Source organism: Thalassovita mediterranea (genome assembly GCF_001458435.1).
Lineage (GTDB): Bacteria > Pseudomonadota > Alphaproteobacteria > Rhodobacterales > Rhodobacteraceae > Thalassobius > Thalassobius mediterraneus.
Genome location: NZ_CYSF01000007.1, coordinates 454,304 through 477,844, shown reverse-complemented (window position 1 = coordinate 477,844; position 23,541 = coordinate 454,304). Strand labels below are relative to the sequence as shown.

Below are 23,541 nucleotides of genomic sequence, written 5' to 3'. Positions count from 1 at the left end.
TCCATCCGCAGATAAGCACATCGACACGCCCCCGCCCGAAACTGGCGGGGGCTTTTTTTATGATGCGGTCAGCGAACACTGCACAACCAGTCGAATGTTGACGCAAATAGGACGATTCCCGCCCAGCTGATCACACTAGGGCCCGATAAAATACGACCATCAGTTTCATTCAACAGGTCGTTCACATGTCTAAACCCAGCTACGGTTTCCTCAGCCCGCAACCCTACATGAAAGACGCCATCGAAGAGATGAGCACCCGCGCCGATATCCACGTGATGGAGGCAGAGACATGGGCCGCGGATGAGATCGCGCGTCACGTCGACAGCTGCCGCGCGGCGGGCATCCGTTCTGTCGGTGGATTTGCGCAGAAGGATGCGTTTCACCACATCCTGATCAACGAAGGTCTGGGCAACAAAGCCCCGTCGCGGCTGTCTTTCCTCTACTGCATGAACAAATACCTGATGCGGACACTGGAAAGCGATCCGTTCTATTTCGATTATGTCGATCCGCTGAACGAAACCGATGATGAAATCATCGCCAAGATCCCGCATTGGCCCTTTATGCTGAAAAACACCTCACTCAGCCTCGGCCGTGGGATTTTCAAAATCGAAACGCCGGAAGAGCTGCGCGAGGTGCTGAAATCCTATCGCGAAGACACGGGTTTGCAGGAGCTGATCGCATCGCAATACGCCAGCTATCTGGAAGGTGTGGACCCCGCCACCGTGCCCGACATCGTGCCGCCCTTCATCGCGGAAACGCTGGTCGATATGAACAAGGCGATTGAATACTGCTACGAGGGCTATGTGACCCCCGAAGGCAAGGTCGTGCATTATGCGCTGACCGAAGAGGTCTACTTCTCCAACCATCAGGCGCTGGGGTATGTGACGCCGCCGATTTCCATCGACACCACCATGGCCGCCAAGATCGAGGCCTGGATCGAAGATTACATGGGCAAAATCGCCGCCCTTGGCTACGTCGGTCAGTTCTTTAACATCGAGTTTTGGGTCATGCCCAACGGTGCCATCCATCTGGTCGAGATTAACCCGCGCGCCGCGCATTCCTATCACTACAACTATCTCTATTCCTTCGGCAGCTCACTTTACGAAGACAACTTCCGCCTTGCGGCAGGGGAACAGGTGGCGGAACGCACGCCGTGGATCAAATGGCGCGAAGGTGATGATCACAAATTCACCCTGATCGCGCTGATCACCGCCAAGGAAACCGGCGCAGTTTCGGATATTCTGGATTACGACTACGTCGATGAGCTGGAGCGCGAGGGCATTCTGGTGCGCCACACCCGTCAGCGTGATGATGTGCTGACCGATGGCGACATGACCGCCGCTGGTGTGATGCTGTTGCAGATCTGGCTGGTTGCCGACAGCAAAGAAGAAGCGATCACCAAAGAGCATGAACTGCGCCGCCGCATCTACCGCCGCCCGCAGCGCGACGCGGAATATCCGGCCTATTGGAACGTCTGATCTGGGCGCCTTGCTGGAAACAAGAAAGGCCGGGGATAATCCCCGGCCTTTTCTTTTAACGCCCTGCTCTGCCGATCAATGCAGATCGCGGCTGCGTTTCTCTAGTTCTTCTTCCAGTGCATCCGCCAGTTCTTCGACGTCATCGTCGCTGGGCGCGGTGGAAATCGTGTAGCTGCCGGTCATCCAGCGGCCCAGATCAATGTCCGCGCAGCGTTTGGAACAAAACGGGCGATACTTCGCCTCTGTGTCCGCAGAACAGATCGGGCAGGCCATTACAGCAGATCCTTCAGCGGCAGGCGGTCGCGTTTGCGCTGCAATTCGAAATTACCCAGCGGGGTCCAGCCAGCCATCACGGTTTCCGTGGTATCGGCCTTCAGCGCAGCGCGCAGGGATTGTTCAAACGTACGGCGATCGCGTTTCGGCATCGGCGCCAGATCTAGGGTGATCTGACCACCCAGACCACGCAGCCGCAGCTGACGCGGCAGGTCACGGGCGGCGGCCAGATTGGCCTTCAGCCCCGCAGCGGGGGAGGTATCGCCGCCGGTATTCACATCCACCGTCACCATCGCGCGGGTGGGTTCAACAAACATATAGGCGCCGCCTTCCAGCTTGACCCGCGCGGTTTGCGCATCCTCTAGCTGGTCCAACACGCCGTGGGTTTCAAAACCACCCGCCTCGGTCACGATGTCAGCGGGTTCCACCCATTCGCGCCACGCCTGACCATGGGGACCATCGCCTTCGCTCAACACCTCAGCGTCGCCTTCGCGGTCGGCCATCACGGCCTGCGCCAGATCGTACATCGCCATGATGTCTTCGGCGATTTCGCCTGCTTCGGCACCTTCACAGGAGGACCGCAGGATCAGGCCCATCTCTGGCTCTTCGCCCATCACCTCATGGGCAATGCCCAAGAGCACATCGCGCAGGTCGTCATCGCGGATCTTGCGGCTGATGTTCAGGCCCGGCGCATCCGGCGTCACAATCGCATAGCGGCTTTTGAACAGTACCTTGTAGGTGACGGGCAGCGCCTTGCCATCCTCGGCGTAGCCGGTGACCTGCACCAACAGGCGTTCACCGGGCGAAATGCCCTTGACCTGACGCAGAAAAGCCTGCCCGTCGGGGGTGGACAGGAACAAACCGCCCTGCCCTTTCATCGGGCGATCGGCAACGGCGCGATAGACAGTGCCCACGCGCGGCAGATCGGCGTCGATCAGAATGTCATGCAGTTTGCCATCCACCATCAGCGCTGCCGCCTCGTGGCCGTTCAGATGGTCCAGAATGATCTGGCGTCCCTTCATGTCTCTCTCCACATCGGGTAGCCGGCCGCAGTCAGCAATCCGGCAGTTTCCGCCAGTGGCAAGCCAACCACAGCGGTGAAAGAGCCTGAAATCCAAGGGATAAACACCCCCGCAGGCCCCTGAATGCCATAGCCCCCCGCCTTGCCCTGCCAGTCATTTGTCGCAAGGTAGGCGTTCAACTCGTCGTCCGACAGGCGTTTCATCCGCACATCGGTCACGACATCGCGTTCCCACAGCTGATCGCCACGGCGCACCGCCACGGCGGTGATCACCCGGTGACGACGGCCGGACATGGCCAAGAGGAACTCCGCCGCTTGCCCCACATTGTCGGGCTTGCCCATGATGCGGCGGCCAAGGGCCACGGTGGTATCGGCGCACAGCACGATATCATCGGCCTCAGCCGGTACGGCCTGCACTTTTTCACGGGCCATACGCGCGCAATAGGGACGCGGCAGTTCGGATTTTCGGGGGGTTTCGTCAATATCGGGCGGGCGGATGTCATCCGCCACAACCCCGATTTGGCCCAACAGCTCTTTGCGCCGTGGGCTGCCTGACCCGAGGATCAGGCGCACTTATTTAAAGCGGTAGTTGATCCGACCCTTGGTCAGATCGTAGGGGGTCATTTCGACCTGAACCCGGTCACCTGCAAGAACACGGATGCGGTTTTTGCGCATCTTGCCTGCCGTATGTGCGATGATCTCATGGCCGTTTTCCAGCTCGACCCGAAACGTCGCATTGGGCAGGAGTTCCTTCACGACACCGGGGAATTCGAGCATCTCTTCCTTGGCCATGGTCTCTCCTTAGGTTGGCGACCCGCCTTTTGCGGGACGCGCGTTAGATGGTCCCATTTTACCAGATTTTCAAGGGCAAATCTCTATTTGACCGAAATATGCCCCGGTTTTCCGTCCCGCCCCACCTGTTCGCCCCAATGCGTTGCGTTCAGCACGCGCCCATCGGCACGCACCGCGCGTACCGCGTTCAGGTCGATCTGGGCATAGGTCCAGCCGGGTTTGTTCATCACACCCTCGGCGATCACGCCCGTATCGGGGAACCCCGCATCCGGCGGGCCAAAGACCGCGCCCATGCCGGTGTTTTCCTCAACCCCGTAAATCTCGGGCCGCGATCCGGTGAGGGAGGCCATCACCGAAACACACTGCCCTTCCAGCGCGCGCGCCATCGCGCCGATGCGCACCCGCCAATAGCCATCCAGCCCCTCGGTGCAAGACGGCACCAGTAGAACCTCCACCCCAGCCTCGACCAAGGCGCGTCCGATCAAGGGGAATTCGCTGTCGTAACAGGTCAGAATGCCCAGTTTGCCGACAGCTGTGTCAAACACCTGCAACGGTTCACCGCCACAGATCTGCCAATCCTCACGTTCAAAGCGGGTCATGATCTGTTTGTCCTGATAGGCGATATCGCCCGACGGCCCAAAGACCGGCGCGCGGTTGACCATCTGATCGCCCGCCAGCACGGGGGCCGATCCGCCAACGATGGTCACCTGAAACTCCTGCGCCAATGCGCTCAGCACCGCGTTTGAGCGTTCCACATATCCTGCAACTGCCCGCAGCGCCTGCGTTTCATGACCCGCGACCTCAGCCCCTGCTAGGGATGCCAGTTCCATCGCGCCATATTCAGGAAACAGCAACAGCGCCGCGCCTTGGCCGGCAGCCTCGCCCACCCAAGTGCGCATCTTCGCCTCATAGGCGGCCCAATCGTCAAACCAATCCAGCGGATAGGCGGCTGTTGCGACGGTAAACCTGTCCATTTTGGACCCCTCTTTCAATGTTCCAAAAAATACTCCCGCCGGAGGCATCCCGAAGGGATCAAAGGTCTTTGACCCAAACCTGCAACGGCTTGCGGCTTTGCTGACTGTCGCCCAGATCGGTCCAGTCATAATGCACGACGGCACCTTCCAGCGGCTGATACCCGCGACCGCGCCAGAACGGACCCAGATCACGGGCATTTGCGGGCCGCATCGGGTGATCCTCAGGCCGCATTACCGCGCAGAAACTGGAGGTCACCCGACCAAGGGCGCGCGCATGTGCCTCGCGCAGGTCGAAAAACCGGTGCCCGATTCCGTGCCCGCGATACTCCGGCAGCAGCACAGATTCGGCACAGTAGAAGATCTGGCTCAGATCTTCGCCGCGACCGGCAAAGGCGCTGGCGAAATCGTCGGCGTGATCCTCCATCGGGGTACCCGTGGCCGCACCGATCAGTTGATCACCGTCAAAGGCACCGACCAGAACAGCACCTTCGCTGTCACGGTAGGTTTGCAGATACTCCCGCTCATAAGCCAGATCACCGTCATAAAGGTAGGGCCAGTCGCGAAATACCTTGATGCGCAACTGCGCGACCTGATCCAGCGCCGCCTCAAGTGCGGCGCCAGTCAGAACCTCAACGCGGATCTCCGCCCCGCTCATGCAGAGACCTGTTTGATCCAGTCAGCAAGGTTGTAATAGGTCACCACACGGGTGATCTTGCCGCCCTCAAGGCTGAAAAACGATCCCGCAGGCAGGCGATAGGTCTGACCCTTCGCTTCCGGTAGGCCTTCGTCGGTTTCCAAATAGGTGCCGTTCACGATGAATTCTGCGGCAGCGCGGGTGCCCCCTTCGGCATCGAAAATCACCATATCGGTCAGGTTTTCACGGTAGCAGCGGTTCATGTGGGCGCAAAAGGCGGCAAATGCCTCTTTGCCCTTGCGCACCTGACCTTCGTTGACGTGATGCGCCACATCATCGCTGAGACAGGCCAGCATACCGTCTACGTCACCAGCGTTGAAAGCATCGAAATAGGTGCGAATCGTATCGTTCATCTGCGGATCTTTCCAAAGCGTTATGGGTGTTTACGCCCGATCATACAGGATCCAGTGGCGGCCCCCAGCGCGCAATCAGACGATTGACGATCTGATCGCGACTATGGCGATAGGCGTCCAGCTTCTGATTGCGGTTTTCGCCCAGACCTGCGGGGTCGTCGATCGGCCAGTGTTCCACATCCAGATGAAACACGCGGGTCAGATCCTGCACGGTGGCCTGACTGGTCGGCGTCAGTGCGACAATCAGATCAAATGAGGACAGATGGTCGCCATATTCATGCAACTCTTCAAAGCCGCGCGATTGATGGCGGGACAATTCAACACCCAGCTCTTCGCACACGGCGATGGCAAAGCCGTCGATTTCCAGATCACCTTTTACGCCAGCGGACTGCACATAGGTGCCGGTGCCGTAAAACTTTTTCATGATGCCCTCAGCCATGGGCGAGCGGACCGAATTGTGGTCGCAGCAAAAGAGAACGGACTGAGGAAGTTTCTGCAGCTGCTTCTGGTGGGGTCCATCAACCACAGCGATCACCCACCAAAATGCAGAACACAGATCAGGGTGAACAGGCGGCGCGAGGTGTCTTTGTCAATCTCGGCCTTGCCTTCGAGGCGTTCCTGCAACACCCGCGCCCCTTCATTGTGGATCCCACGCCGCGCCATATCTATGGTTTCGATCTGACTGGGCGGCATGTTTTTCACCGCGTCAAAATAGCTTTCGCAGATGGCCCAATAATCTTTGACCACCTGACGGAAGGGCGATAGCGACAGATGGAATTCTGCCGCTTTTTCGGCGTCTTCGGTGTTGATATCGAACACCAGCCGCTTGTCCTTGATCGCCAGACCAACGTGATAGGGGCCTTCGGGCACCGTGCGATCATCACGTTGCGGCAGGGCAAAGCTGTTGTTTTCCAAGAGGTCGAACATCGCAACCTTCCGCTCCTGCTCGATCTCCGGCGTAGGCGGCGGCAGGTTACGGTCGTCCAGCGCAATATGGCTGATGCGGGCGGTGGGTGCGGACATTGTGTCGCCTCCTTACTTATTCAAAGCGTCCAAGCGGGCGCGAACCGACAGACCGTGCGCTTCCAGACTTTCGGAGATTGCCAGTGTTTCGGCCGCAGGTCCAATAGCTTGCAGCGCTTCGGGTGTCATTTTTGCCAAAGTGGTGCGTTTGACGAAGTCCATCACGCTCAGGCCGCTGGAAAAACGGGCCGAACGGGCGGTGGGCAACACGTGGTTCGGCCCGCCAATGTAATCGCCAATCGCCTCTGGCGTCCAACCGCCAAGGAAGATGGCACCGGCGTGGGTGATCTTGGCCGACAGCGCATCGGGGTCTGCGACGCAAAGTTCAAGGTGTTCGGGCGCCACGCGGTTTGACAGCGCCGCCGCCTGATCGAGGTCATCCACCACCACAACCGCGCCGAAATCACGCCAGCTGGGGCCTGCGATGGCACGGCGTTCCAGCGTTTCCAGCTGTTTTTCGACCGCCGCGGTGACCGCATCGGCCATTGCGGGGCTGTCGGTGATCAGAATCGATTGCGCGCTTTCGTCATGTTCTGCTTGGCTCAGCAGGTCCAGCGCGATCCATTCGGGGTTCGCCTGTTCATCCGCGATGACCAGAATTTCCGACGGGCCTGCGATCATGTCGATGCCGACCTTGCCGAACACCCGACGTTTCGCCGCCGCGACAAAGGCGTTGCCGGGGCCGGTGATTTTATCCACCGCAGGGATGCTTTCGGTGCCATAGGCCAATGCCGCCACCGCTTGTGCGCCGCCGATGCGGTAAATTTCGTCCACGCCAGCCAGCTTGGCCGCCAGCAGAACCAGCGGGTTGGCCTGCCCATCAGGTGTTGGCACTACGATGGCCAGACGTTCAACGCCCGCCACTTTGGCAGGAATCGCGTTCATCAGAACGGAGGACGGATAAGAGGCCAGACCGCCCGGCACATAGAGGCCTGCGGCGGATACCGGCGTCCAGCGCCAGCCGAGTTCTGCGCCAGTTTCTTCGCGCCACAGCATATCCTGCGGCATCTGTTTAGCGTGGTACGCACGGATACGTTCCGCCGCCAGTTCCAACGCCGCGCGTTCGGCATCCGACACCTCAGCGATCAGCGCCTCAATCTCTGCCTCTGAGAAACGCAGCGTGTCTGGCGTCAGCTCCAGCCGGTCAAATTTCGCCGTCAACTCGATCACCGCCGCATCGCCGCGTGCGCGTACATCGGCAATAATGCCTGCCACCACATCATCCACATCCGGGCTGTCTTCGCGCTTGGCGCTCAGCAGTTCGGTGAAAGCGGCGTCAAAATCAGGGTCTTGGGTGTTCAGAAATACAGGCATGGTCCCTCCGGCTCTTGGGTCATGCACATATAGCGGTGTGGCCCTTTGCTCAAGCGTCCTGCGACGTCGCGCCCCTTGGCAGACGCTGTGTCGCGCCTAACTAATTGGAAAAGACGCGAGAGGAGACTGCGATGGGTCTGGAAGAGAAGCGCAAGGATCTGGATAGTGAAAAGCAAAAGCGCCTGCTGACGCGGCTGGTGGAGGAGTTGAGCAAATCCGATCCCGATCTTTATTATCGCTCCACCAGTGAGGTGGCGATGCAGATCGAAGGGCTGATCGGTCGTGCAGGTCGGTTGAGCCTAGAGGATCGTCAGTTGCTATCCCGTCTCAGCCGCCGCGATATCGAGGTATTGCTGAGTTTGCACTGAGGGCGTCAGCCCAGGCCGCGCCTGACTTGAGCCAATGTTTGCCACGGTAGGTTCGTGCCCGAACCCGAGGGCGGGGTTGATGTTTGCACTCGAGCAATTCCAAGCGACCCGATCCCAATATTGCAAGCCGGTCTAAATTCGTGCCCGCCCTGGGGGGCGGGGTCGGGCACGAACCGGATCACTACGTGACCCGGAAAGTAAAAAGGGCGCCGCGGCGCCCTTCCCTATCAGCTCAGATCATGTTCCGGCGCCTTGCCGGACGGGGCGCGGTAGGGCCGCGTCACATCGCGCAACGACACTTCCAGCGCCTCAACCTCCAACCGGATGCCGCCATCACCGGCCAGAACCAGTTCCAGCGCGCCATTGGCATCCTCACCCTCTTGCCAGTCGATCGACAACAACGACAGGATCATCTCTTTGTCGCTGCGATCAATCCCTTGGGACGCCACACGCTGCACGTTTTCGATGACAAGGATCGACTGAACCCGTTCTGCACCGTGACGATCACGACCCGAATCTTCCCAACGGAAGCGGTTCAAAAGCAGCGCAAAGCGTCGCTCTGCCGCCTGCCAGCGCATTTCGGAAATCGGGAACACCGCATCCTGCGCCAGTGCTGACAGCACCTTCAGGTCATCGCCATCAAAGGCGCCAAGGTTCAGGGGCTTTTCCCCACCATCTTCAAAACGTGCGTCGTCCTGCATCAGCCTTTTACCCGCTCAATCTTGGCACCAAGGGCGCCCAGTTTCTCTTCGACCCGTTCATAGCCGCGATCCAGATGATAGACGCGATTGACGATGGTTTCACCCTCTGCCGCCAAACCTGCCAGAATCAGCGAAACCGAAGCACGCAGATCCGTCGCCATTACCGGCGCCCCTTTCAGGCGTTCCACCCCATGCACGGTGGCCGTCCCGCCCTGCACCTCGATCGACGCGCCCATACGCATCAGTTCCGGCGCGTGCATGAAGCGATTCTCGAAAATCTTCTCTTCCAGAACGGCGGTGCCCTCGGCGGTGCACATCAACGCCATCATCTGCGCCTGCAAATCGGTGGGGAAGCCGGGGAAGGGTTCGGTGACAACATCCACCGCCTTCACACGGCCATTGCGACGGGCCACTTTCAGACCTTTTTCGGTTTCTTCCACCGAAATACCCGCCGCGTCCAGTTTTTCACAGAACGCTTCCAGCAGATCGATTCGCCCGCCGAGCAGCTCTACCTCGCCGCCGCAAATGGCAGGGGCCAGCATGTAGGTGCCCAGTTCGATTCGGTCAGTGACAACAGGGTGAGTCGCACCGTGCAGACGATCAACGCCCTGAATGGTGATGGTCGATGTGCCCTCACCTTCGATCTGGGCACCCATTTTGCGCAGGCAATGCACCAGATCCACAATCTCAGGCTCACGCGCGGCGTTTTTCAGCACCGTGGTGCCCTTGGCCAGCGTCGCGGCCATCACCACGTTTTCCGTCGCCCCGACAGAGGCGAATCGCAATTCATGCGTCGCGCCCTTCAGACCACCGGGGGCCTTGGCGTGCAGGTAGCCATCTTTCAGCTCAATCTCAGCGCCCAGCGCCTCTAGCGCGGTGATATGGATATCCATCGGGCGCGCGCCAATGGCACAGCCACCGGGCAGCGACACGATCGCCTCATGCTCACGTGCCAGAAGCGGACCCAGAACAAGGTTCGACGCACGCATTTTACGAACGATTTCATAATCTGCCTTGGTCGTCGCGATAGTATGGCTGGACATCGCCAGCACTTGACCATCCTGCATCGACGTCACTTCGGCGCCGAGCGAACGCAGCAGTTCAGACATTGTCGCAATATCCGACAGGCGCGGCGCGTTGGTCAGCGTCAGCGGTTCATCACTCAGCAGCGTGGCCGGCATCAGGGTCAGACAGGCGTTCTTGGCCCCCGCGATGGGAATCGTGCCATTCAGTGGGCCGTTGCCCGTTACAATAATCGAATCCATTAAATCTGCCCCTTACTCGTTTTCGACGTCTGTCGCCGGCTTGTGGCGATGCGCCTGCCCGCTGAAACGCGCCTGAGGTTCTGCGCCCTCCGACTCATCTCCGGCGGCCCGCGCCTTTGCCTGTGACTTCCGACGGGCCATATTGGCCTTTAGCGCGGCCTTCAATCGGTCCTCACGCGCGTCTTGTTTTTTTGGCGATGTGTTGCTGTTTGATTTCTGCTGCATGAAAGTTTCTTACATGAGGGCGAAAAAACCGTCCACTACCCCCTTGCGCCCGGAATCTTGTTTGGCTAAAAGCCGCCTCACAGTCGAGACGGACACACCGAAACGACTGCCGGTCGCTGCTGTAGCTCAGAGGTAGAGCACTCCCTTGGTAAGGGAGAGGTCGAGAGTTCAATTCTCTCCAGCAGCACCATCTACTCACAACAGAAATGATCGCATTCACATCCTGAATGTATACATCGTATTGCGCGCTGTAGCCCCCTCTGTGTGTGGTTAGGCAAACCCATTCATATAAGCCAAGCCGGGTATCGTTCGCGGCGACGTGTACCGATATGGTTGCGCGGTTTTGGGTATCGCGCGCAGCGATACGCCCAACCAGAAAACACGCTGAACCTGCATTGGAATCTTCACCAATGAGCCGCGCAGTGGGACCAAGTATTTCGCCCAACACGGGCATCACCGCTTGCCGCGCCCGCGCACTCCCCCTAGCCTACGCACGAGGAAGAGGGAGGATCGCATGACGCCGTTCATGTTTAACACCACAAAATCAGTGGTTTTCGAGGCCGGTGCCGCCGCGCGGCTGGATGCGTTGGCAGGGAACACACTGGGGCCGCGCGTTCTGGTAGTAACCGATGCCGCATTGCGGCAACTGGGATTGCTGGATCCTTCGATTATGGCGCTAGAGGCAGCAGGTCATGAGGTCGTGATCTTTGACGCGGTAGAGGCGGACCCCTCTCGCGCGACGCTCATGGCGGCGGTGCAGGCGGGACGCGATGCCGATGTGACCGGCGTTTTGGGATTCGGCGGCGGATCCCCGATGGATGTTGCCAAGCTTTGCGCACTGCTGTTGGGGTCGGGTGAGGATCTGGATCAGGCATGGGGCGTTGCACAGGCCAAGGGACCGCGCTTGCCGCTGGTACTGGTGCCGACCACTGCCGGAACCGGGTCCGAGGTAACGCCAGTTGCGATCATCACCGTCGGTGATGAGGAAAAGCGCGGCGTGTCATCGCCGGTGATTCTGCCGGATATTGCGGTGTTGGATGCGGACCTGACGCTGGGCCTGCCCGGCCATATCACCGCCGCCACGGGTGTGGACGCCATGGTCCACGCGATTGAGGCCTATGCCTCTACCTCGGCCAACAACAATCCGCTGTCAAAAATGCTGGCCCGCGAGGCGCTGCGCCTGCTTGGTGCGAATATCGAGGCGGTGGTGACAGACGGTCAGAACCGCGACGCCCGTGGTGCGATGCTGCTGGGATCAATGCTGGGCGGTCAGGCCTTTGCCAATTCGCCGGTCGCGGCAGTGCATGCGCTGGCCTATCCGATTGGTGGCACCTTCCATGTGCCGCATGGTCTGTCCAATGCCTTGGTCCTGCCCCACGTGCTGCGCTTTAACGCGCCAGAGGCCTATGAGGTCTACGCCGAAATCGCCGCCGACGCCTTCCCACATCTGGCAGAGGTCGAGGGTGCACAGGCCCGCTGTAGTGCCTTGATCGAAGCGCTAGAGGATCTGGCAAAACGCCTGAACATGAAAACCCGCCTGCGCGAAGTGGGCATCCCCAAGGACGCCCTACCCAAGATGGCCGCTGATGCGATGTTGCAGCAACGCCTGCTGGTCAACAACCCGCGCACAGTCAGCGAAGAGGACGCGCTGACCATCTACACGGCCGCTTGGTAAGGAACACAAACGATGAGCAAACAAAACCGCGGCACCCGCGCCGATTACGTGGATTTCTACCCGCTGCAAACCCGTTGGAATGACAATGACGTCTACGGCCATATGAACAACGTGGTGCATTACGCGCTATTTGATACGGCGGTGAACGGCTGGCTGATGGATCGGGAATTGCTGGATCCGCAGACATCGAAAACCATTGGGCTGGTGGTGGAAACCGGTTGTAAATACTACGCCGAAATGCGCTTCCCCGATCAGATCACCGCCGGTCTGCGGGTGGCGCATCTGGGAACCAGTTCGATCAGCTACGAACTGGCCCTGTTTCGCAATGATGAGGATGAAGCATCCGCCGAGGGGCGCTTTGTGCATGTCTACGTCGACCGCGACAGCCGCCGCCCTGCCCCGATCGAAGGCGCGCGGCGCGATGCCTTTCAGGCGTTGATGAAGGGCTAAGTAAGATAGGGCGCGGCACTGGCCTGTAGGTCAACCTGCGCCTTTAGCCGCGTCGCCAACAGCGCCAGACCGCCCAGCTTGCGCTGCACATATAGCGCATCCATCGCTACAGGCGGCGGGGCAAGTCCATCCTCGAACAGGGCCATACCTTCGGCCTGTAGGCGCTGCGATAGCGACGTGTCGGCAAAGTTGAACGGCGTCCCTGCCGCTGCGCCGCGCAGCGCCTGAAAGGTCATGCGCATCATCGCCTCAACCCGCGCACGATGGTCTGCTGGCATGCTATCCGCGATGAAACCCAGCTTGGCTGCCGCATCAATTGCCAGATCATCACGTCCTTGAAACGTCGCGCGCAGCAGGTCGCGGTAGCCCTGCGATACATCCGATGAAATCGCCCGTGTGGCGCCGAAATCCAACAGAACCACCTGCCCCCGTTCTGAATCATAAAGGAAATTGGCGAAGTTCGGATCGCTCTGCATCTGGCGCGACAGGAACAATTCGGCAAAGAACAGATCAAACAGATCGCGCATCACCTTGTTGCGCTGATCGAAAGACGCACCCTCCAACGCCTCTATCGGGCTACCGACCGCAAAGTCCATCGCCAGCACCTGTGCCGTGGACCAATCCGCATGGTAGCGCGGCACGTAGAAGGCGTCGCGGCAGGGCAAATCAAACACCCAATTCCGATAATCGCGCAGCGCCGCCGCCTCGCGGTGATAATCCACCTCTTCGTGCAACTGGTCCCGCGCCGCTGTCAAATAGGGTGCCATGTCAAAGCCGCGCGGCAGGATCCGCGCCCGCCGGATCAGGGCGCCGACATTGGCCACATCACTGTCGATACTGGCGGCCACACCGGGATATTGCACCTTGATCGCCAGATCACGGCCATCACGCAACTGCGCCCGATGGACCTGCCCGATAGAGGCCGCCGCGATGGGGCGCACATCAAAACGGACAAACTGACGGTGCCAGTCCTGTCCACAAGCGGCATTCAGAACCCGTTTCAACTGTGCTGGCGGCATGAAATGTGCCTGATCGCGCAGGCGTGACAGGATGGCTGTCAGATCCGCAGGCAGGACATCGCCCGCCTCCATCGAAATCAACTGCCCGATTTTCATCGCAGCGCCACGCATCTGCGCCAGCTCATTGGTCAACCGCTGGATATTACCGGGGGTCAGCACCAGATCGCTCAAGGGTTTGCGTTCCCCAGACAGCGCACCGCGCAGCCCCTGATACACGACCGAGCCCGCCACCTGCCCAGCCAAACCACCCATTCGGGCCAATCGGTGGAAACGGCCTGCAGGCACCGGCACGGCGCGCGCGCGATTGTTGACGTCCTTTCCCATGCCCTGCCCTCGTTGTTGGTTTGCACCACTCTAAAGGCCGCTAGAGGGGTAAATCACGGCGTCAACACCGCCCCCATCCCAGAATGTAAAACGCCGCCCGGACGAGGGCGGCGTTTCTGTGTCTGTCATAGGCGGGAGCGCTTAGGCAGCCCATTCCCACGGACGGGTGTAGGCGCCCAGAACGTGACCCACTTCGTCATCATGAACAACACCGGTGCGTTCGACCTGTGCAATCAGACCACGTTTCTTGTCGTCGATTACATGGACAACCTTGGCATTCAGCTTCGCCTCATCCAGCGCTTTGTTGTAGATGCGAATGATCGCCTGTTTGCGCAGATCAGGTTTGAACACCTTGCCCACGGCGGTTTTCGGCAGTTCGTCCAGAATGTCGATGTGTTTCGGGATCGCGGCACGTTCATGCACGTGGATCTTGGCGTGCTTCATCAGCTCTTCGGCGGTTACAGTGGCCCCTTCGACCAGCTCTACCGACACACAGGGCACCTCGCCAGCATGGGCGTCGGGCTGACCGATCGCGCCAGCCATGGCAACATCATGGTGCTGCATCATCGCTTCTTCGATCTCGGCGGGGTCGATGTTGTGGCCACCACGAATGATCAGATCTTTGGCGCGGCCGGTGATCCAAACATAACCCTCTTCGTCCACACGCCCCAGATCGCCGGTGCGCAGGTATTTGCCATGGTGGTAGAGGTCGATGTTTTTGTCGGCTTCGGTGTAGGTGTTGCCCTCAAAGACGCCAGGGTTCGACACGCAGATCTCACCGATTTCATCAGCGGCACATTCCACCGGTTCGCCGTTCACCTCTTTGAAGATGCGCACGTCGCTATAGGGCAGACGCACACCAACCGATCCAACCTTCTTGGCACCCGTCGGCGGGTTCACGGAGACCAGACAGGTCGCCTCAGTAAGGCCGTAGCCTTCGACGATGTCGACGCCGGATACATCCGCGAAACGGGTGAACAGCTCCATCGGCATCGGGGCCGATCCGGAGAAAGCGGTTTTAACGGACGAAATATCCGCATCCACCGGACGCTGCATCAGGGCCGAAACGGCGGTGGGCACGGTGATGATGAAGGTGATTTTCCAGCGTTCGATCAACTTCCAGAAATTGTCGAACACGCCATCGCCACGATAACCCGCAGGCGTCGGGAAGATCACGTGCGATCCGCCCTGAATGGCGGACATACAGATCACGTGGCAGGCAAAAACGTGGAACATCGGCAGCGGGCAGATGACGTTATCATCGGGGCTGAACAGCAGGGTGCCGCCTAGCCAGCCGTTGTAGATCATGCCGGAATAGCGGTGTTGTGCCACCTTCGGCATGCCAGTCGTGCCGCCGGTGTGGAAATAGGCCGCCACGCGGTCGCCTTTGGAGTCCTCGAACGACAGGGTGGTCGGGTATTTCTTGGCCGTTTTGTTGAAATCCAGAACATCAGCGTGGTGGTTGCCGGGGTTCTTGGGGCGCACCAGCGGCACGATCCAGGATTTCGGCGGCTTCAGATAGCGGTTCAGATCCACTTCCAGAACGGTGGCAACGCCGGGCGCGTGGCGCACAGCCTCTGCCGTTTTCTGGGCAATATCCGTTTTGGGGAACGCTTTCAGTGTAACGACAACCTTGGCCTTGGTTTCGCGCAGGATCGCGGCGATCTGTTCAGGCTCCAACAACGGGTTGATGGGGTTCACGATACCAGCAATCGCGCCACCAAAGATGGTCAGCAGCGCCTCATGTGCGTTGGGCATGATACAGGCGACAACGTCGGTTTCACCGATACCCAGATCGCGGAACATGTTGGCTGCCTGCACCGAACGGGCGTGCAGTTCGTTCCAAGTCAGGGTTTCAGCCGGATCCTTGGGGCCGCTGGTTAACTGGAACGACATAGCGTTGCGGTTGCCGTGGCGCTCTTTGGTTTGTGTCAGAAACTGGTAAAACGTCACGGGGACATCGCGGTCTTCCCAGGACATTTCATTTTCAACCGCAAGCGTGTCTGCAATCGAGGCAAAAGTCATCTGTGTTCCTCCCTTTGTGCCCCTTCTGCGGAGCTATTCTTCCCTGTTCGCAATGTGAAAGGGAATGAAGCCCGATACAAGGGAACTTTCAGAAGGGGGAGCAACGTCATAACCGTATTTTAAGCCCTCTCAAGGCAAGCTGCCCAAACGTCATGCAAGAAAACGTCATGACATACGGCCACCGTACCGGAACAAAAACAGGCCCCGAAGGGCCTGCTTGATCACGTCATGCCTCCGAATGGGGCATTGGACAGTCTCTGACGACGCTAGCCGTCAGGCCAGTTCCGCCCCTTCGGTGAACTGAAGTTTGGCCAGCTGAGCGTACAGTCCGCCTTCGGCCACCAGTTCATCATGTGTACCCTGTGCGACGATGCGGCCTTCATCCATGACCACAATCCGATCAGCCTTTTTCACCGTTGCCAGACGGTGTGCAACGATCAACGTGGTGCGCGATTGCGACACCTCGTCAACGGCACCCTGCACTGCGCGTTCACTGGCAGCGTCCAATGCCGATGTCGCCTCATCCAACAACAACACCGGCGCATCGCGCAGAATGGCGCGGGCAATGGCGATACGCTGTTTCTGCCCGCCCGACAGCATCACACCACGTTCGCCCAATTCGCTCGCGTAGCCTTCGGGCAGCTTCATGATAAAGTCATGCGCGGCTGCGGCCTTAGCGGCGGCCTCTACCTCGGCGTCGGTGGCGTCAGGGCGCCCAAAGCGAATGTTCTCCATCGCGGTCGAGGCAAAAATAACCGGATCCTGTGGCACCAGCGCCAGATGGGACCGGAAATCTGCGCGCGCGACATCTTTCAGATCCACACCATCCAACAGAATGCGACCCTGTTGCGGATCATAAAAGCGCAAGATTGTCTGAATGATTGTGGTTTTACCTGCCCCCGACGGGCCGACAAAAGCGACGGTTTCACCCGGAGCGATATCCAGATTGACCTGATCCAGCGCCGAGGTGTCGGGCCGCGTGGGATAGCGGAAGCTGACATTGTCAAACGTGATACGGCCTAGAACTTGGGCTGGCAGCGTGACGGGTGCCGCGGGATCGGCAACGCTATCTTCGGCGTTCAGCAATTCAACCAGACGCTCAGTCGCGCCGGCCGCCCGCTGCAATTCACCCCAGATTTCCGACAGCGCACCGACCGCCCCGGCGACCATCACCGAGTAAATCACGAACTGCACCAGCGCGCCTGCGCTCATGGTATCGTTACGCACATCGTTTGCGCCGATCCACAACACGCCGACCACACCGGAAAACACCAGAAAGATCACGATCACTGTCATCAAGGCGCGGGTGGAAATGCGACGGCGGGCGCTGTCAAAACTGGCCTCTGTCACAGTTGAGAAGTCACGGCGCACCGCAAACTCGTTGGTAAAGGCCTGAACTGTCTGCACGCTTTGCAATGCTTCGCTGGCATTGCCAGAGCTGACCGCAATCCAATCCTGGTTTTCGCGGCTCAGCACACGCAGGCGACGTCCCAGGACCAAAATCGGAATCACGACGCCCGGCACGATCAACAGAACCAACCCTGTCAGCTTGGCCGAGGTCAAAAGCATCAGCACCAGCCCTCCAAGGAAGATCAGCACATTGCGCAACGCGATCGAAATGGATGATCCAATGACCGACAGGATCAACGTCGTGTCGGTGGTGATCCGGCTAAGGACTTCGCCGGTCATGATGTTCTCAAAGAAGGCGGGCGACATACCGACCACGCGGTCAAACACCGCTTTGCGGATGTCGGCGACCACACGTTCGCCCAATCGGGTGACCAGCATGTAGCGCAGGCCAGTGCCCACGGCCAGCAAACCGGCAATAGCCATTGCAGCACCGAAATAACGATCCAGCAGGGCGCCGTCTTGGACGTTGAAATTGTCAACCACGCGACGCACGGCAAGGGGCAGCATCAGCGAAACCGACGCCGTCAGCACAAGGGCCAATCCGGCAAGGGCCGCCAGCATACGGTAGGGTCGCAGAAACGGCCACAACTCGCGCAATGCGCCCACGTGTTTGGATTTTTCGCGGTCTTCATCCACAGATACGGGTGCGCGCGCCATTGTCCTGTCCTTCCGTCTCTTCGCGCTTGCGGTTTAAGCGAGGACAGCGCAGCGGGCAAGCGCAGGAGAGGTATGGAGGGTGCGGTCATTCGCCCTGCCCCCAGATATCAGCGAACCGGAAGTTTGGCGGCGGGACCAAGCTCACTCCGCAAACTTTACCTTCACACAATGATAAATCCGCAATAAATTTCAAACAACCAACAGAATCAGGATAAAATGGTGACATGGATCATTTTGACCGCAAAATTTGCGAAATACTTCAAACCGACGCGCGCCGCTCCTCTACCGATGTGGCCGCACAGGTTGGTTTGTCCGTTTCGGCCACCAACGACCGAATCCGCAGGCTACAAAAACAGGGAATCATCACCGGTTGGCAGGCGCGACTGGCGCCAGCGCCTTTTGCGGCAGCGACCTGTGCCTTTGTTCTGCTGGATCTCAGATATGAAGGTGAAGCAGAGGCCATCGCCGCCCTCAGCGCCCATGACGCCGTGCAGGAGTTGCACCACATTTCCGGTCCGCATTCTTATCTGATGAAACTGCGCCTTGCCGATACCGCCGCCCTGCAGCGGTTTCTCAGCGAGGTGGTAAAACCTCTGCCCGCCGTGACCCGCACCGAAAGCATCATTGCGTTGGACACCGCAAAGGAAACGCTGGCCATCGCCGTTCCAACAGAGGAACAAGAGGATGGGTGAGGTTTTGCTTACAGGGCTCTTGGCGGGGGTGGCAATCGCCGCGCCCGTGGGACCGATCGGCCTTTTGTGCATACGGCGCAGTATAGTGGCCGGGCGTGGTGCCGGGCTGGCCACGGGCCTTGGGGCTGCGGCGGCGGATGGCACCTATGGGTTGGCGGTCGCCACTGGTATCGCTGCCAGCGGGCTGGTCGCGCACTATGGCGATCAGATGCAGATCTTTGGCGGTGTTCTGCTATTGCTGATTGGCCTCAACACTGCGCGCGGGTTTTGGCGTGCCCGCCCTAATGCAGTAGCTTCCAACGGTGGCGGCAGCCTCATCAGCGCTTTTGCCAGCACCTATCTGCTGACGCTATCCAATCCGATGACGATGCTGGCCTTCGTGGCAATGATCGCAGGACTGGGACAGGCGGCGGGCAGTTACACGTTCGCACCGATTGTTCTTGTGGCGGGGGTGTTCTTGGGGTCAGCGCTATGGTGGCTGTTTCTGGTGCAACTGGCGCTTTGGGCGCGACAACGGATCAACGGCAACGCCCTGCGATGGCTGGATCTGCTATCTGGCAGTGCGATCAGCCTATGGGGGCTGTCGATGCTGCTGTAGGTCATTCGTAATGATCTGGGAAGCATCTTGGAGCGGGTAGCGGGAATCGAACCCGCACCTTAAGCTTGGAAGGCTCTTATGATACCATTTCACCATACCCGCTCAGACGTTGGGACGTGGTAATTCAGCCGCGCGGTGAGGTCAAGGGGATGCGATCCCTCAGTTGCATTTTCGATCTAAAACCCGATCCACAAACGCAAAACGGCCCCGCATGCGCAGGGCCGTTTCGTTGTCTAGGCAGTCAAAGCGGCACGCTTACTTGCGGCGACGCTCGTTCACCAAGCCGATGAAGATCGACAGGCACATCAGCACCAGCACGATAGCAAACGGGAAGCCCGTTGCGATCGCAGCCGCCTGAAGGGCGCCCAGACCACCGCCGAGCAGCAGCACGATCGCGATCGCGCCTTCCAGCACACACCAGAACACACGCTGTGCGGTGGGTGCGTCGGTTTTGCCGCCTGCGGTGATGGTGTCGATCACCAGCGAACCGGAGTCCGAAGAGGTGACGAAGAACACAACCACCAGAACGATGCCAACGAAGGACAAGAGGCTGGTCATCGGGAAGGCTTCGAACATGGTGAACATCTTCAGTTCCAGACCCGCTGCCGACAGGGCTTCGCCCGCACCAGACATAACCTGATCCAGTGCTGCGCCACCGAATACGCTCATCCACAGGGCACCCACGAGGGTGGGGATCAGCAGAACGCAAACGATGAATTCACGGATGGTACGACCACGCGAGATGCGCGCGATGAACATGCCAACGAAGGGTGACCAGGAAATCCACCACGCCCAGTAGAAGGTGGTCCAGCCCTGCATGAAGTTGGTGTCTTCACGGCCAACCCAGTTCGACAGGGCAGGCAGACGTACGATGTATTCACCCAGACCCGAGAAGAAACCGCTGATGATCAGCAGTGTCGGACCAACCAGCAGCACCAGAATGAGCAGCGCAGCGGCGAGGATCATGTTTGCTTCGGACAGACGCTTCACGCCTTTGTCCAGACCGGCAACAACCGACACCAGCGCAAACAGGGTGATCGCGATGATCAGCAGCACTTTCATGCCGTCGGTCACCGGAACGCCGAACAGGTAGTTCAGACCGGCCAGCGCCTGCGTTGCGCCCAGACCCAGCGAGGTTGCCAGACCGAAGATGGTCGCGAAAACCGCCAGAACGTCGATGATGTGACCCAGCGGACCCCAGGTTGCTTCGCCAAACAGCGGGTAGAACACCGAACGCATGGTCAGCGGCAGACCGCGGTTGAAGCTGAAGAAGGCCAGCGCCAGTGCCACAACAGCGTAGATCGCCCAAGGATGCAGACCCCAGTGGAAGATGGTCGCTGCCATCGCCAGATCACGCGCCGCTTCGGGATCACCCGCCGCAGCACCCAGCGGTGCCCAGTCGGTACGAACGCCAGCGTCACCAACTGCGGTGCCGCCCAGCGACGAACCGTAGTGGGAAATCGGCTCGGCCACACCCCAGAACACCAGACCAATGCCCATGCCCGCGGCAAACAGCATCGAGAACCAGCCCATGTAGCTGTAATCGGGCCGCGCATTGTCGCCACCCAACCGGATCGAGCCATAAGGCGTCACGATCAGGAACAGGCAGAACACCACAAAGATGTTGCAAGCGATCATAAAGACCCAGTCAAAGTTGCTGGTCAGTGTCGGACGCAGCCAGCCAAAGAATTCACCCGCTTGTTCCTTAAAAACAAGCGAAAAGAAGACAAAGGCAACGATGGTAATTGCGGAAACCGCAAAGACCGGATTGTGAATATCCAGCCCAAAAGGCTGAACATTGTCTTGACCGACTTCATAGTCGGTCTCTCTGTTGTCGTTACTATCGGTCATAAAGACCCTCCCCATTTTGGATGGCCCATTATTGTGAGATTGACCAAAGCGGCAGGCCGGTAAATCGACCCACGCCACGGCAAAAACGACAGAGTTATGACGTTTTTCCGTCCCGAAGAACCCAACGTCATTTCGTAGCGCCCCTTGAAATTGGAAAAAAGAATCACAAATAGCGGCGCGAAATGGATACGGGGCCCCAAAAGGGACCCCGCATTGATGGAAAGCTATCGACGATCTGACGATGCGAACCGATAGAATTTGATGGCTCAGCCAGCGACCATTCCCGGGCGCGCCTTGCGCAGACCGTTGGTGATCAGACCAGCCAACACGCATTTGATCAGGTCACCGGGAATAAAGGCGTACATCGACTTGGTCAGTCCCATCAGCGATGCGTCCAGCTTCAGATACATGCCCACGATCCCGATTGGATACAGCACCAGAATGCCCCCAATCGCAGCAGCGATGGCTGGGCTGATCCAGTTGCCCTTGCCTGCCCAAGCTTCAGCCAGCAGGCCCGTTACATAGGCAGCGACAACCCAACCGAACAGGAAACCGGCGGTGACGCCGCTAAAGACACCCAAACCACCGCGGCCACCGGCCAGCAAAGGCAGGCCCAGCGCAACAAGGCCAAGGAACAAAATAACCGCCAGCGCGCCACGTTTGGCGCCCAGAACGGTGCCGGCCAGCATGATGCCCAGGCTCTGGCCGGTGATCGGCACGCCCAGCGGCAGGTTAAATTTCGGGATCAGCCCCAGTGCAGCGATCAGTGCCGCAAAAAGCGCGATTTGAGTGAGATTGCGTTCCATTTTGTCCTTCCCCCAACTCCGTAGTTATACTATAATTTGGGGAGGTGTTTATTCCACTCCGCCCCGTGCCTTCAACGCCTCAGCGACCTGTTCTGCATCATCCAAGGCTAACAGCGCGAAAGGTAACAATAATTTCCAGCTGAATTTCTTGGTACTGCGGGCGCGCCAGGCTTCGATCAAGGTGCCGCCTTTACGGGTCAGTTCCGGAATAAAGCGTATCACCAGCGCGATGGCCAAGGCAATGCGCCGCCGAATCCGTGGCGAAACATGTAGGCGTGTGAACAGACGTTCCAGCACATCCAGCATATCCTCCAATCGGGTGGTCAGCGTCACCAGATTGGCCGCAGCCACCGCTGCTGCCAGTCGCAGACAGACAACAGCACCGTCGGCAATATCGCGGATCGCGATATGATAGCCCATGATAATCATGCAAACCCAGATCAGCGGGCGCAGCAGGCGCAGCCCCTGTCGGGCAAACCGCAGGCCACAAATCAAATAGCCCAGCGCCAATACCGCCAGCACAGCGCCGGTACTCAACGGGGTATCCAGATAGAAGGTGGCCACCGTGAACAGGCACAGACCCAACAGTTTGGGCCCCGCCCACCAGCGATGGTAGGGTGTGCGGACCTCAGAGGTCAGCGAAATCATCACTGTCCCCCTGCCCCGTCATCGCGGCAACATAGGCGTCAATCACCTCTGCCGCGGGGCCATCCTGTTTCACCTTGCCCTGATCGACCCAGATCACCCGATCATAGTCACGCAGCGCCTGCAGGTCGTGGCTGATATGGACCAAGGCCGGGGCCACACGATCCAGATACCGTGTCAGCGCCAGCGTGGTCGGCAGATCAAGACCAGCAAAGGGTTCGTCCAGAACCACCACACCGGGGTTCATCGCCAAGACCGCCATCAGACAGACCAGATGCCGTTGTCCTTGGCTAAGGGTCTGGATCGAGCGATCGTACCAATCGGGGCGATTGAACGCCTCCAGCGTGCGACGCGCTTTGGCCTGCGCATCATCCTTGGGCATGCCCTGTGCTACCAAACCGAAAGTCAGCTCTTCGCCAACGGTGGGAAAGATGATCTGGTGATCTGGGTTTTGAAACAGGATGCCGACAGTGCGCAGCGCCTTCAGCCGTTCCTTGGCCACGGCAACACCGTTCACGGTAACCTCACCCGCATCTGCAGGGGCCAGTCCGGCAATCAGACGCGCCAATTGGGATTTACCCGAACCGTTGCGGCCGATCACACCCACGCGACGCTCGCTCAGTGTTAGGTTCAACCCATCAAACACCTCAACCCCGTCCCGCAGATAACGCAGATCGCGAATTTCGATCCGACAAGCCGCCGCATCCGCTACATTTTCCATCACAGCGTTCAGCGTTGCACCATCTTGGGGGGTGGTCATTCGGTGTCCTCCATGCGGCAGGCATTAAAAGTAGAAGCAGGTCAAAGCAAGGCGCAGGGCACAAGAGCCACTGGAGAAAATAAACAGACTGCGCAGAGTCACCTTTGAAACGGTGTCATGAATGCACCTGATTTTGATGCAAAATCAA

The 23,541-nt window shown here is 59.2% G+C and carries 26 protein-coding genes and 2 tRNA genes; 7 read left to right on the top strand and 21 right to left on the bottom strand.

Annotation, left to right across the window (positions count from 1 at the left end):
* Positions 1–185 precede the first annotated feature (185 nt).
* Positions 186–1,478, top strand: a complete 1,293-nt coding sequence (locus TM5383_RS09800) for an ATP-grasp domain-containing protein (protein WP_058318835.1) — start codon at positions 186–188, stop codon at positions 1,476–1,478.
* A 75-nt stretch (positions 1,479–1,553) separates the two neighbouring features.
* Here the strand turns inward: TM5383_RS09800 and TM5383_RS09795 are convergent, their stop codons facing one another.
* From TM5383_RS09795 to hisD, 10 genes are all read right to left on the bottom strand, one after another.
* Positions 1,554–1,751: a DNA gyrase inhibitor YacG gene (locus TM5383_RS09795; RefSeq protein ID WP_058318834.1), complete on the bottom strand. Its 198-nt coding sequence runs from the start codon at positions 1,749–1,751 to the stop codon at positions 1,554–1,556.
* Positions 1,751–2,773, bottom strand: coding sequence for a ribonuclease E/G (locus TM5383_RS09790; protein WP_058318833.1), 1,023 nt, complete (start codon positions 2,771–2,773; stop codon positions 1,751–1,753). Before TM5383_RS09790 ends, TM5383_RS09795 begins: the two co-directional genes overlap by 1 nt.
* Positions 2,770–3,345 (bottom strand): Maf family protein, encoded by a 576-nt coding sequence (locus tag TM5383_RS09785; protein ID WP_058318832.1) that lies wholly within the window; start codon positions 3,343–3,345, stop codon positions 2,770–2,772. Before TM5383_RS09785 ends, TM5383_RS09790 begins: the two co-directional genes overlap by 4 nt.
* The gene (gene infA / locus TM5383_RS09780) at positions 3,346–3,564 is read right to left on the bottom strand and encodes a translation initiation factor IF-1 (protein WP_037209844.1); all 219 of its coding nucleotides are present in this window, start codon (positions 3,562–3,564) and stop codon (positions 3,346–3,348) included. It lies immediately after the preceding gene.
* Between the two features lie 83 nt (positions 3,565–3,647).
* The gene (locus TM5383_RS09775) at positions 3,648–4,538 is read right to left on the bottom strand and encodes a carbon-nitrogen hydrolase family protein (RefSeq protein ID WP_058318831.1); all 891 of its coding nucleotides are present in this window, start codon (positions 4,536–4,538) and stop codon (positions 3,648–3,650) included.
* 58 nt (positions 4,539–4,596) lie between these two features.
* On the bottom strand, positions 4,597–5,193 hold the full coding sequence (locus TM5383_RS09770; protein WP_058318830.1) for a GNAT family N-acetyltransferase: 597 nt from the start codon (positions 5,191–5,193) through the stop codon (positions 4,597–4,599).
* Positions 5,190–5,585, bottom strand: a complete 396-nt coding sequence (locus tag TM5383_RS09765; protein WP_058318829.1) for a ketosteroid isomerase-related protein — start codon at positions 5,583–5,585, stop codon at positions 5,190–5,192. Before TM5383_RS09765 ends, TM5383_RS09770 begins: the two co-directional genes overlap by 4 nt.
* A 40-nt stretch (positions 5,586–5,625) precedes the next feature.
* Complete coding sequence (locus TM5383_RS09760) at positions 5,626–6,084, bottom strand: arsenate-mycothiol transferase ArsC (protein WP_058318877.1); 459 nt, start codon at positions 6,082–6,084, stop codon at positions 5,626–5,628.
* Positions 6,085–6,116: 32 nt separating this feature from the next.
* Positions 6,117–6,608: a UPF0262 family protein gene (locus tag TM5383_RS09755; RefSeq protein ID WP_058318828.1), complete on the bottom strand. Its 492-nt coding sequence runs from the start codon at positions 6,606–6,608 to the stop codon at positions 6,117–6,119.
* A gap of 12 nt (positions 6,609–6,620) precedes the next feature.
* The gene (gene hisD / locus TM5383_RS09750; RefSeq protein ID WP_058318827.1) at positions 6,621–7,922 is read right to left on the bottom strand and encodes a histidinol dehydrogenase; all 1,302 of its coding nucleotides are present in this window, start codon (positions 7,920–7,922) and stop codon (positions 6,621–6,623) included.
* Between the two features lie 131 nt (positions 7,923–8,053).
* Between hisD and TM5383_RS09745 the strand changes: the two genes are divergently transcribed.
* Positions 8,054–8,290, top strand: coding sequence for a hypothetical protein (locus tag TM5383_RS09745; RefSeq protein ID WP_058318826.1), 237 nt, complete (start codon positions 8,054–8,056; stop codon positions 8,288–8,290).
* Positions 8,291–8,517: 227 nt separating this feature from the next.
* Here TM5383_RS09745 and TM5383_RS09740 read toward each other — a convergent pair whose 3' ends face one another.
* From TM5383_RS09740 to TM5383_RS09730, 3 genes are read right to left on the bottom strand one after another with little or no spacing between them, the layout of a single operon-like run.
* The gene (locus TM5383_RS09740; protein WP_058318825.1) at positions 8,518–8,991 is read right to left on the bottom strand and encodes a DUF2948 family protein; all 474 of its coding nucleotides are present in this window, start codon (positions 8,989–8,991) and stop codon (positions 8,518–8,520) included.
* Positions 8,991–10,256: a UDP-N-acetylglucosamine 1-carboxyvinyltransferase gene (gene murA / locus TM5383_RS09735; RefSeq protein WP_058318824.1), complete on the bottom strand. Its 1,266-nt coding sequence runs from the start codon at positions 10,254–10,256 to the stop codon at positions 8,991–8,993. Before murA ends, TM5383_RS09740 begins: the two co-directional genes overlap by 1 nt.
* 12 nt (positions 10,257–10,268) lie before the next feature.
* Positions 10,269–10,481, bottom strand: coding sequence for a hypothetical protein (locus tag TM5383_RS09730; RefSeq protein WP_058318823.1), 213 nt, complete (start codon positions 10,479–10,481; stop codon positions 10,269–10,271).
* Between the two features lie 115 nt (positions 10,482–10,596).
* Here TM5383_RS09730 and TM5383_RS09725 point away from each other — a divergent pair.
* The 3 genes from TM5383_RS09725 (at position 10,597) to TM5383_RS09715 (ending at position 12,606) form a co-directional block, all read left to right on the top strand.
* Positions 10,597–10,671, top strand: a tRNA-Thr gene (locus TM5383_RS09725).
* 324 nt (positions 10,672–10,995) lie between these two features.
* The gene (locus TM5383_RS09720; protein WP_058318822.1) at positions 10,996–12,156 is read left to right on the top strand and encodes an iron-containing alcohol dehydrogenase; all 1,161 of its coding nucleotides are present in this window, start codon (positions 10,996–10,998) and stop codon (positions 12,154–12,156) included.
* Positions 12,157–12,168: 12 nt separating this feature from the next.
* Positions 12,169–12,606 (top strand): acyl-CoA thioesterase, encoded by a 438-nt coding sequence (locus tag TM5383_RS09715; RefSeq protein WP_058318821.1) that lies wholly within the window; start codon positions 12,169–12,171, stop codon positions 12,604–12,606.
* Here TM5383_RS09715 and TM5383_RS09710 read toward each other — a convergent pair.
* The 3 genes from TM5383_RS09710 to TM5383_RS09700 all read right to left on the bottom strand — a co-directional run bounded on the left by TM5383_RS09710 (position 12,603) and on the right by TM5383_RS09700 (position 18,041).
* A complete protein-coding gene (locus tag TM5383_RS09710) occupies positions 12,603–13,949 on the bottom strand; it encodes an ABC1 kinase family protein (RefSeq protein WP_058318820.1) in 1,347 nt (448 codons plus the stop codon). The two genes, TM5383_RS09715 and TM5383_RS09710, sit on opposite strands and share 4 nt — an antisense overlap.
* A 141-nt stretch (positions 13,950–14,090) precedes the next feature.
* A complete protein-coding gene (locus tag TM5383_RS09705; protein ID WP_058318819.1) occupies positions 14,091–15,974 on the bottom strand; it encodes an acyl-CoA synthetase in 1,884 nt (627 codons plus the stop codon).
* A gap of 273 nt (positions 15,975–16,247) precedes the next feature.
* Positions 16,248–18,041 carry an ABC transporter transmembrane domain-containing protein gene (locus TM5383_RS09700; protein WP_058318818.1) on the bottom strand — a complete coding sequence of 598 codons (1,794 nt, stop codon included), beginning with the start codon at positions 18,039–18,041 and terminating at the stop codon, positions 16,248–16,250.
* A 224-nt stretch (positions 18,042–18,265) separates the two neighbouring features.
* On the opposite strand from TM5383_RS09700, the gene TM5383_RS09695 reads away from it, so the two are divergent.
* Both TM5383_RS09695 and TM5383_RS09690 read left to right on the top strand, forming a co-directional pair.
* On the top strand, positions 18,266–18,733 hold the full coding sequence (locus TM5383_RS09695) for an Lrp/AsnC family transcriptional regulator (RefSeq protein ID WP_058318817.1): 468 nt from the start codon (positions 18,266–18,268) through the stop codon (positions 18,731–18,733).
* Positions 18,726–19,331, top strand: a complete 606-nt coding sequence (locus TM5383_RS09690; RefSeq protein ID WP_058318816.1) for a LysE family transporter — start codon at positions 18,726–18,728, stop codon at positions 19,329–19,331. Before TM5383_RS09695 ends, TM5383_RS09690 begins: the two co-directional genes overlap by 8 nt.
* A 28-nt stretch (positions 19,332–19,359) precedes the next feature.
* On the opposite strand, the gene TM5383_RS09685 is transcribed toward TM5383_RS09690, so the two are convergent.
* The 5 genes from TM5383_RS09685 to TM5383_RS09665 all read right to left on the bottom strand — a co-directional run bounded on the left by TM5383_RS09685 (position 19,360) and on the right by TM5383_RS09665 (position 23,393).
* Positions 19,360–19,433 (bottom strand) — tRNA-Gly (locus TM5383_RS09685).
* 153 nt (positions 19,434–19,586) lie between these two features.
* Positions 19,587–21,182, bottom strand: coding sequence for a BCCT family transporter (locus TM5383_RS09680; RefSeq protein WP_231725095.1), 1,596 nt, complete (start codon positions 21,180–21,182; stop codon positions 19,587–19,589).
* Between the two features lie 266 nt (positions 21,183–21,448).
* A complete protein-coding gene (locus tag TM5383_RS09675) occupies positions 21,449–21,988 on the bottom strand; it encodes a biotin transporter BioY (protein ID WP_058318814.1) in 540 nt (179 codons plus the stop codon).
* Positions 21,989–22,036: 48 nt separating this feature from the next.
* Positions 22,037–22,636, bottom strand: coding sequence for an energy-coupling factor transporter transmembrane component T family protein (locus tag TM5383_RS09670; protein WP_058318813.1), 600 nt, complete (start codon positions 22,634–22,636; stop codon positions 22,037–22,039).
* On the bottom strand, positions 22,617–23,393 hold the full coding sequence (locus TM5383_RS09665; RefSeq protein ID WP_231725094.1) for an energy-coupling factor ABC transporter ATP-binding protein: 777 nt from the start codon (positions 23,391–23,393) through the stop codon (positions 22,617–22,619). Before TM5383_RS09665 ends, TM5383_RS09670 begins: the two co-directional genes overlap by 20 nt.
* Positions 23,394–23,541: the final 148 nt, after the last annotated feature.

Bases quoted from the DNA above. Each gene is read 5' to 3' on its own strand.
- TM5383_RS09770 (WP_058318830.1), bottom strand. From the start codon at position 5,193: ATGAGCGGGGCGGAGATCCGCGTTGAGGTTCTGACTGGCGCCGCACTT.
- TM5383_RS09745 (WP_058318826.1), top strand. From the start codon at position 8,054: ATGGGTCTGGAAGAGAAGCGCAAGGATCTGGATAGTGAAAAGCAAAAG.
- TM5383_RS09705 (WP_058318819.1), bottom strand. From the start codon at position 15,974: ATGACTTTTGCCTCGATTGCAGACACGCTTGCGGTTGAAAATGAAATG.
- TM5383_RS09675 (WP_058318814.1), bottom strand. From the start codon at position 21,988: ATGGAACGCAATCTCACTCAAATCGCGCTTTTTGCGGCACTGATCGCT.
- TM5383_RS09795 (WP_058318834.1), bottom strand. From the start codon at position 1,751: ATGGCCTGCCCGATCTGTTCTGCGGACACAGAGGCGAAGTATCGCCCG.
- TM5383_RS09730 (WP_058318823.1), bottom strand. From the start codon at position 10,481: ATGCAGCAGAAATCAAACAGCAACACATCGCCAAAAAAACAAGACGCG.
- TM5383_RS09755 (WP_058318828.1), bottom strand. From the start codon at position 6,608: ATGTCCGCACCCACCGCCCGCATCAGCCATATTGCGCTGGACGACCGT.
- TM5383_RS09680 (WP_231725095.1), bottom strand. From the start codon at position 21,182: ATGACCGATAGTAACGACAACAGAGAGACCGACTATGAAGTCGGTCAA.
- TM5383_RS09670 (WP_058318813.1), bottom strand. From the start codon at position 22,636: ATGATTTCGCTGACCTCTGAGGTCCGCACACCCTACCATCGCTGGTGG.
- TM5383_RS09775 (WP_058318831.1), bottom strand. From the start codon at position 4,538: ATGGACAGGTTTACCGTCGCAACAGCCGCCTATCCGCTGGATTGGTTT.
- TM5383_RS09790 (WP_058318833.1), bottom strand. From the start codon at position 2,773: ATGAAGGGACGCCAGATCATTCTGGACCATCTGAACGGCCACGAGGCG.
- TM5383_RS09800 (WP_058318835.1), top strand. From the start codon at position 186: ATGTCTAAACCCAGCTACGGTTTCCTCAGCCCGCAACCCTACATGAAA.
- TM5383_RS09765 (WP_058318829.1), bottom strand. From the start codon at position 5,585: ATGAACGATACGATTCGCACCTATTTCGATGCTTTCAACGCTGGTGAC.
- TM5383_RS09710 (WP_058318820.1), bottom strand. From the start codon at position 13,949: ATGGGAAAGGACGTCAACAATCGCGCGCGCGCCGTGCCGGTGCCTGCA.
- hisD (WP_058318827.1), bottom strand. From the start codon at position 7,922: ATGCCTGTATTTCTGAACACCCAAGACCCTGATTTTGACGCCGCTTTC.
- TM5383_RS09720 (WP_058318822.1), top strand. From the start codon at position 10,996: ATGACGCCGTTCATGTTTAACACCACAAAATCAGTGGTTTTCGAGGCC.
- murA (WP_058318824.1), bottom strand. From the start codon at position 10,256: ATGGATTCGATTATTGTAACGGGCAACGGCCCACTGAATGGCACGATT.
- TM5383_RS09695 (WP_058318817.1), top strand. From the start codon at position 18,266: ATGGATCATTTTGACCGCAAAATTTGCGAAATACTTCAAACCGACGCG.
- infA (WP_037209844.1), bottom strand. From the start codon at position 3,564: ATGGCCAAGGAAGAGATGCTCGAATTCCCCGGTGTCGTGAAGGAACTC.
- TM5383_RS09690 (WP_058318816.1), top strand. From the start codon at position 18,726: ATGGGTGAGGTTTTGCTTACAGGGCTCTTGGCGGGGGTGGCAATCGCC.
- TM5383_RS09700 (WP_058318818.1), bottom strand. From the start codon at position 18,041: ATGGCGCGCGCACCCGTATCTGTGGATGAAGACCGCGAAAAATCCAAA.
- TM5383_RS09740 (WP_058318825.1), bottom strand. From the start codon at position 8,991: ATGCAGGACGACGCACGTTTTGAAGATGGTGGGGAAAAGCCCCTGAAC.
- TM5383_RS09715 (WP_058318821.1), top strand. From the start codon at position 12,169: ATGAGCAAACAAAACCGCGGCACCCGCGCCGATTACGTGGATTTCTAC.
- TM5383_RS09665 (WP_231725094.1), bottom strand. From the start codon at position 23,393: ATGACCACCCCCCAAGATGGTGCAACGCTGAACGCTGTGATGGAAAAT.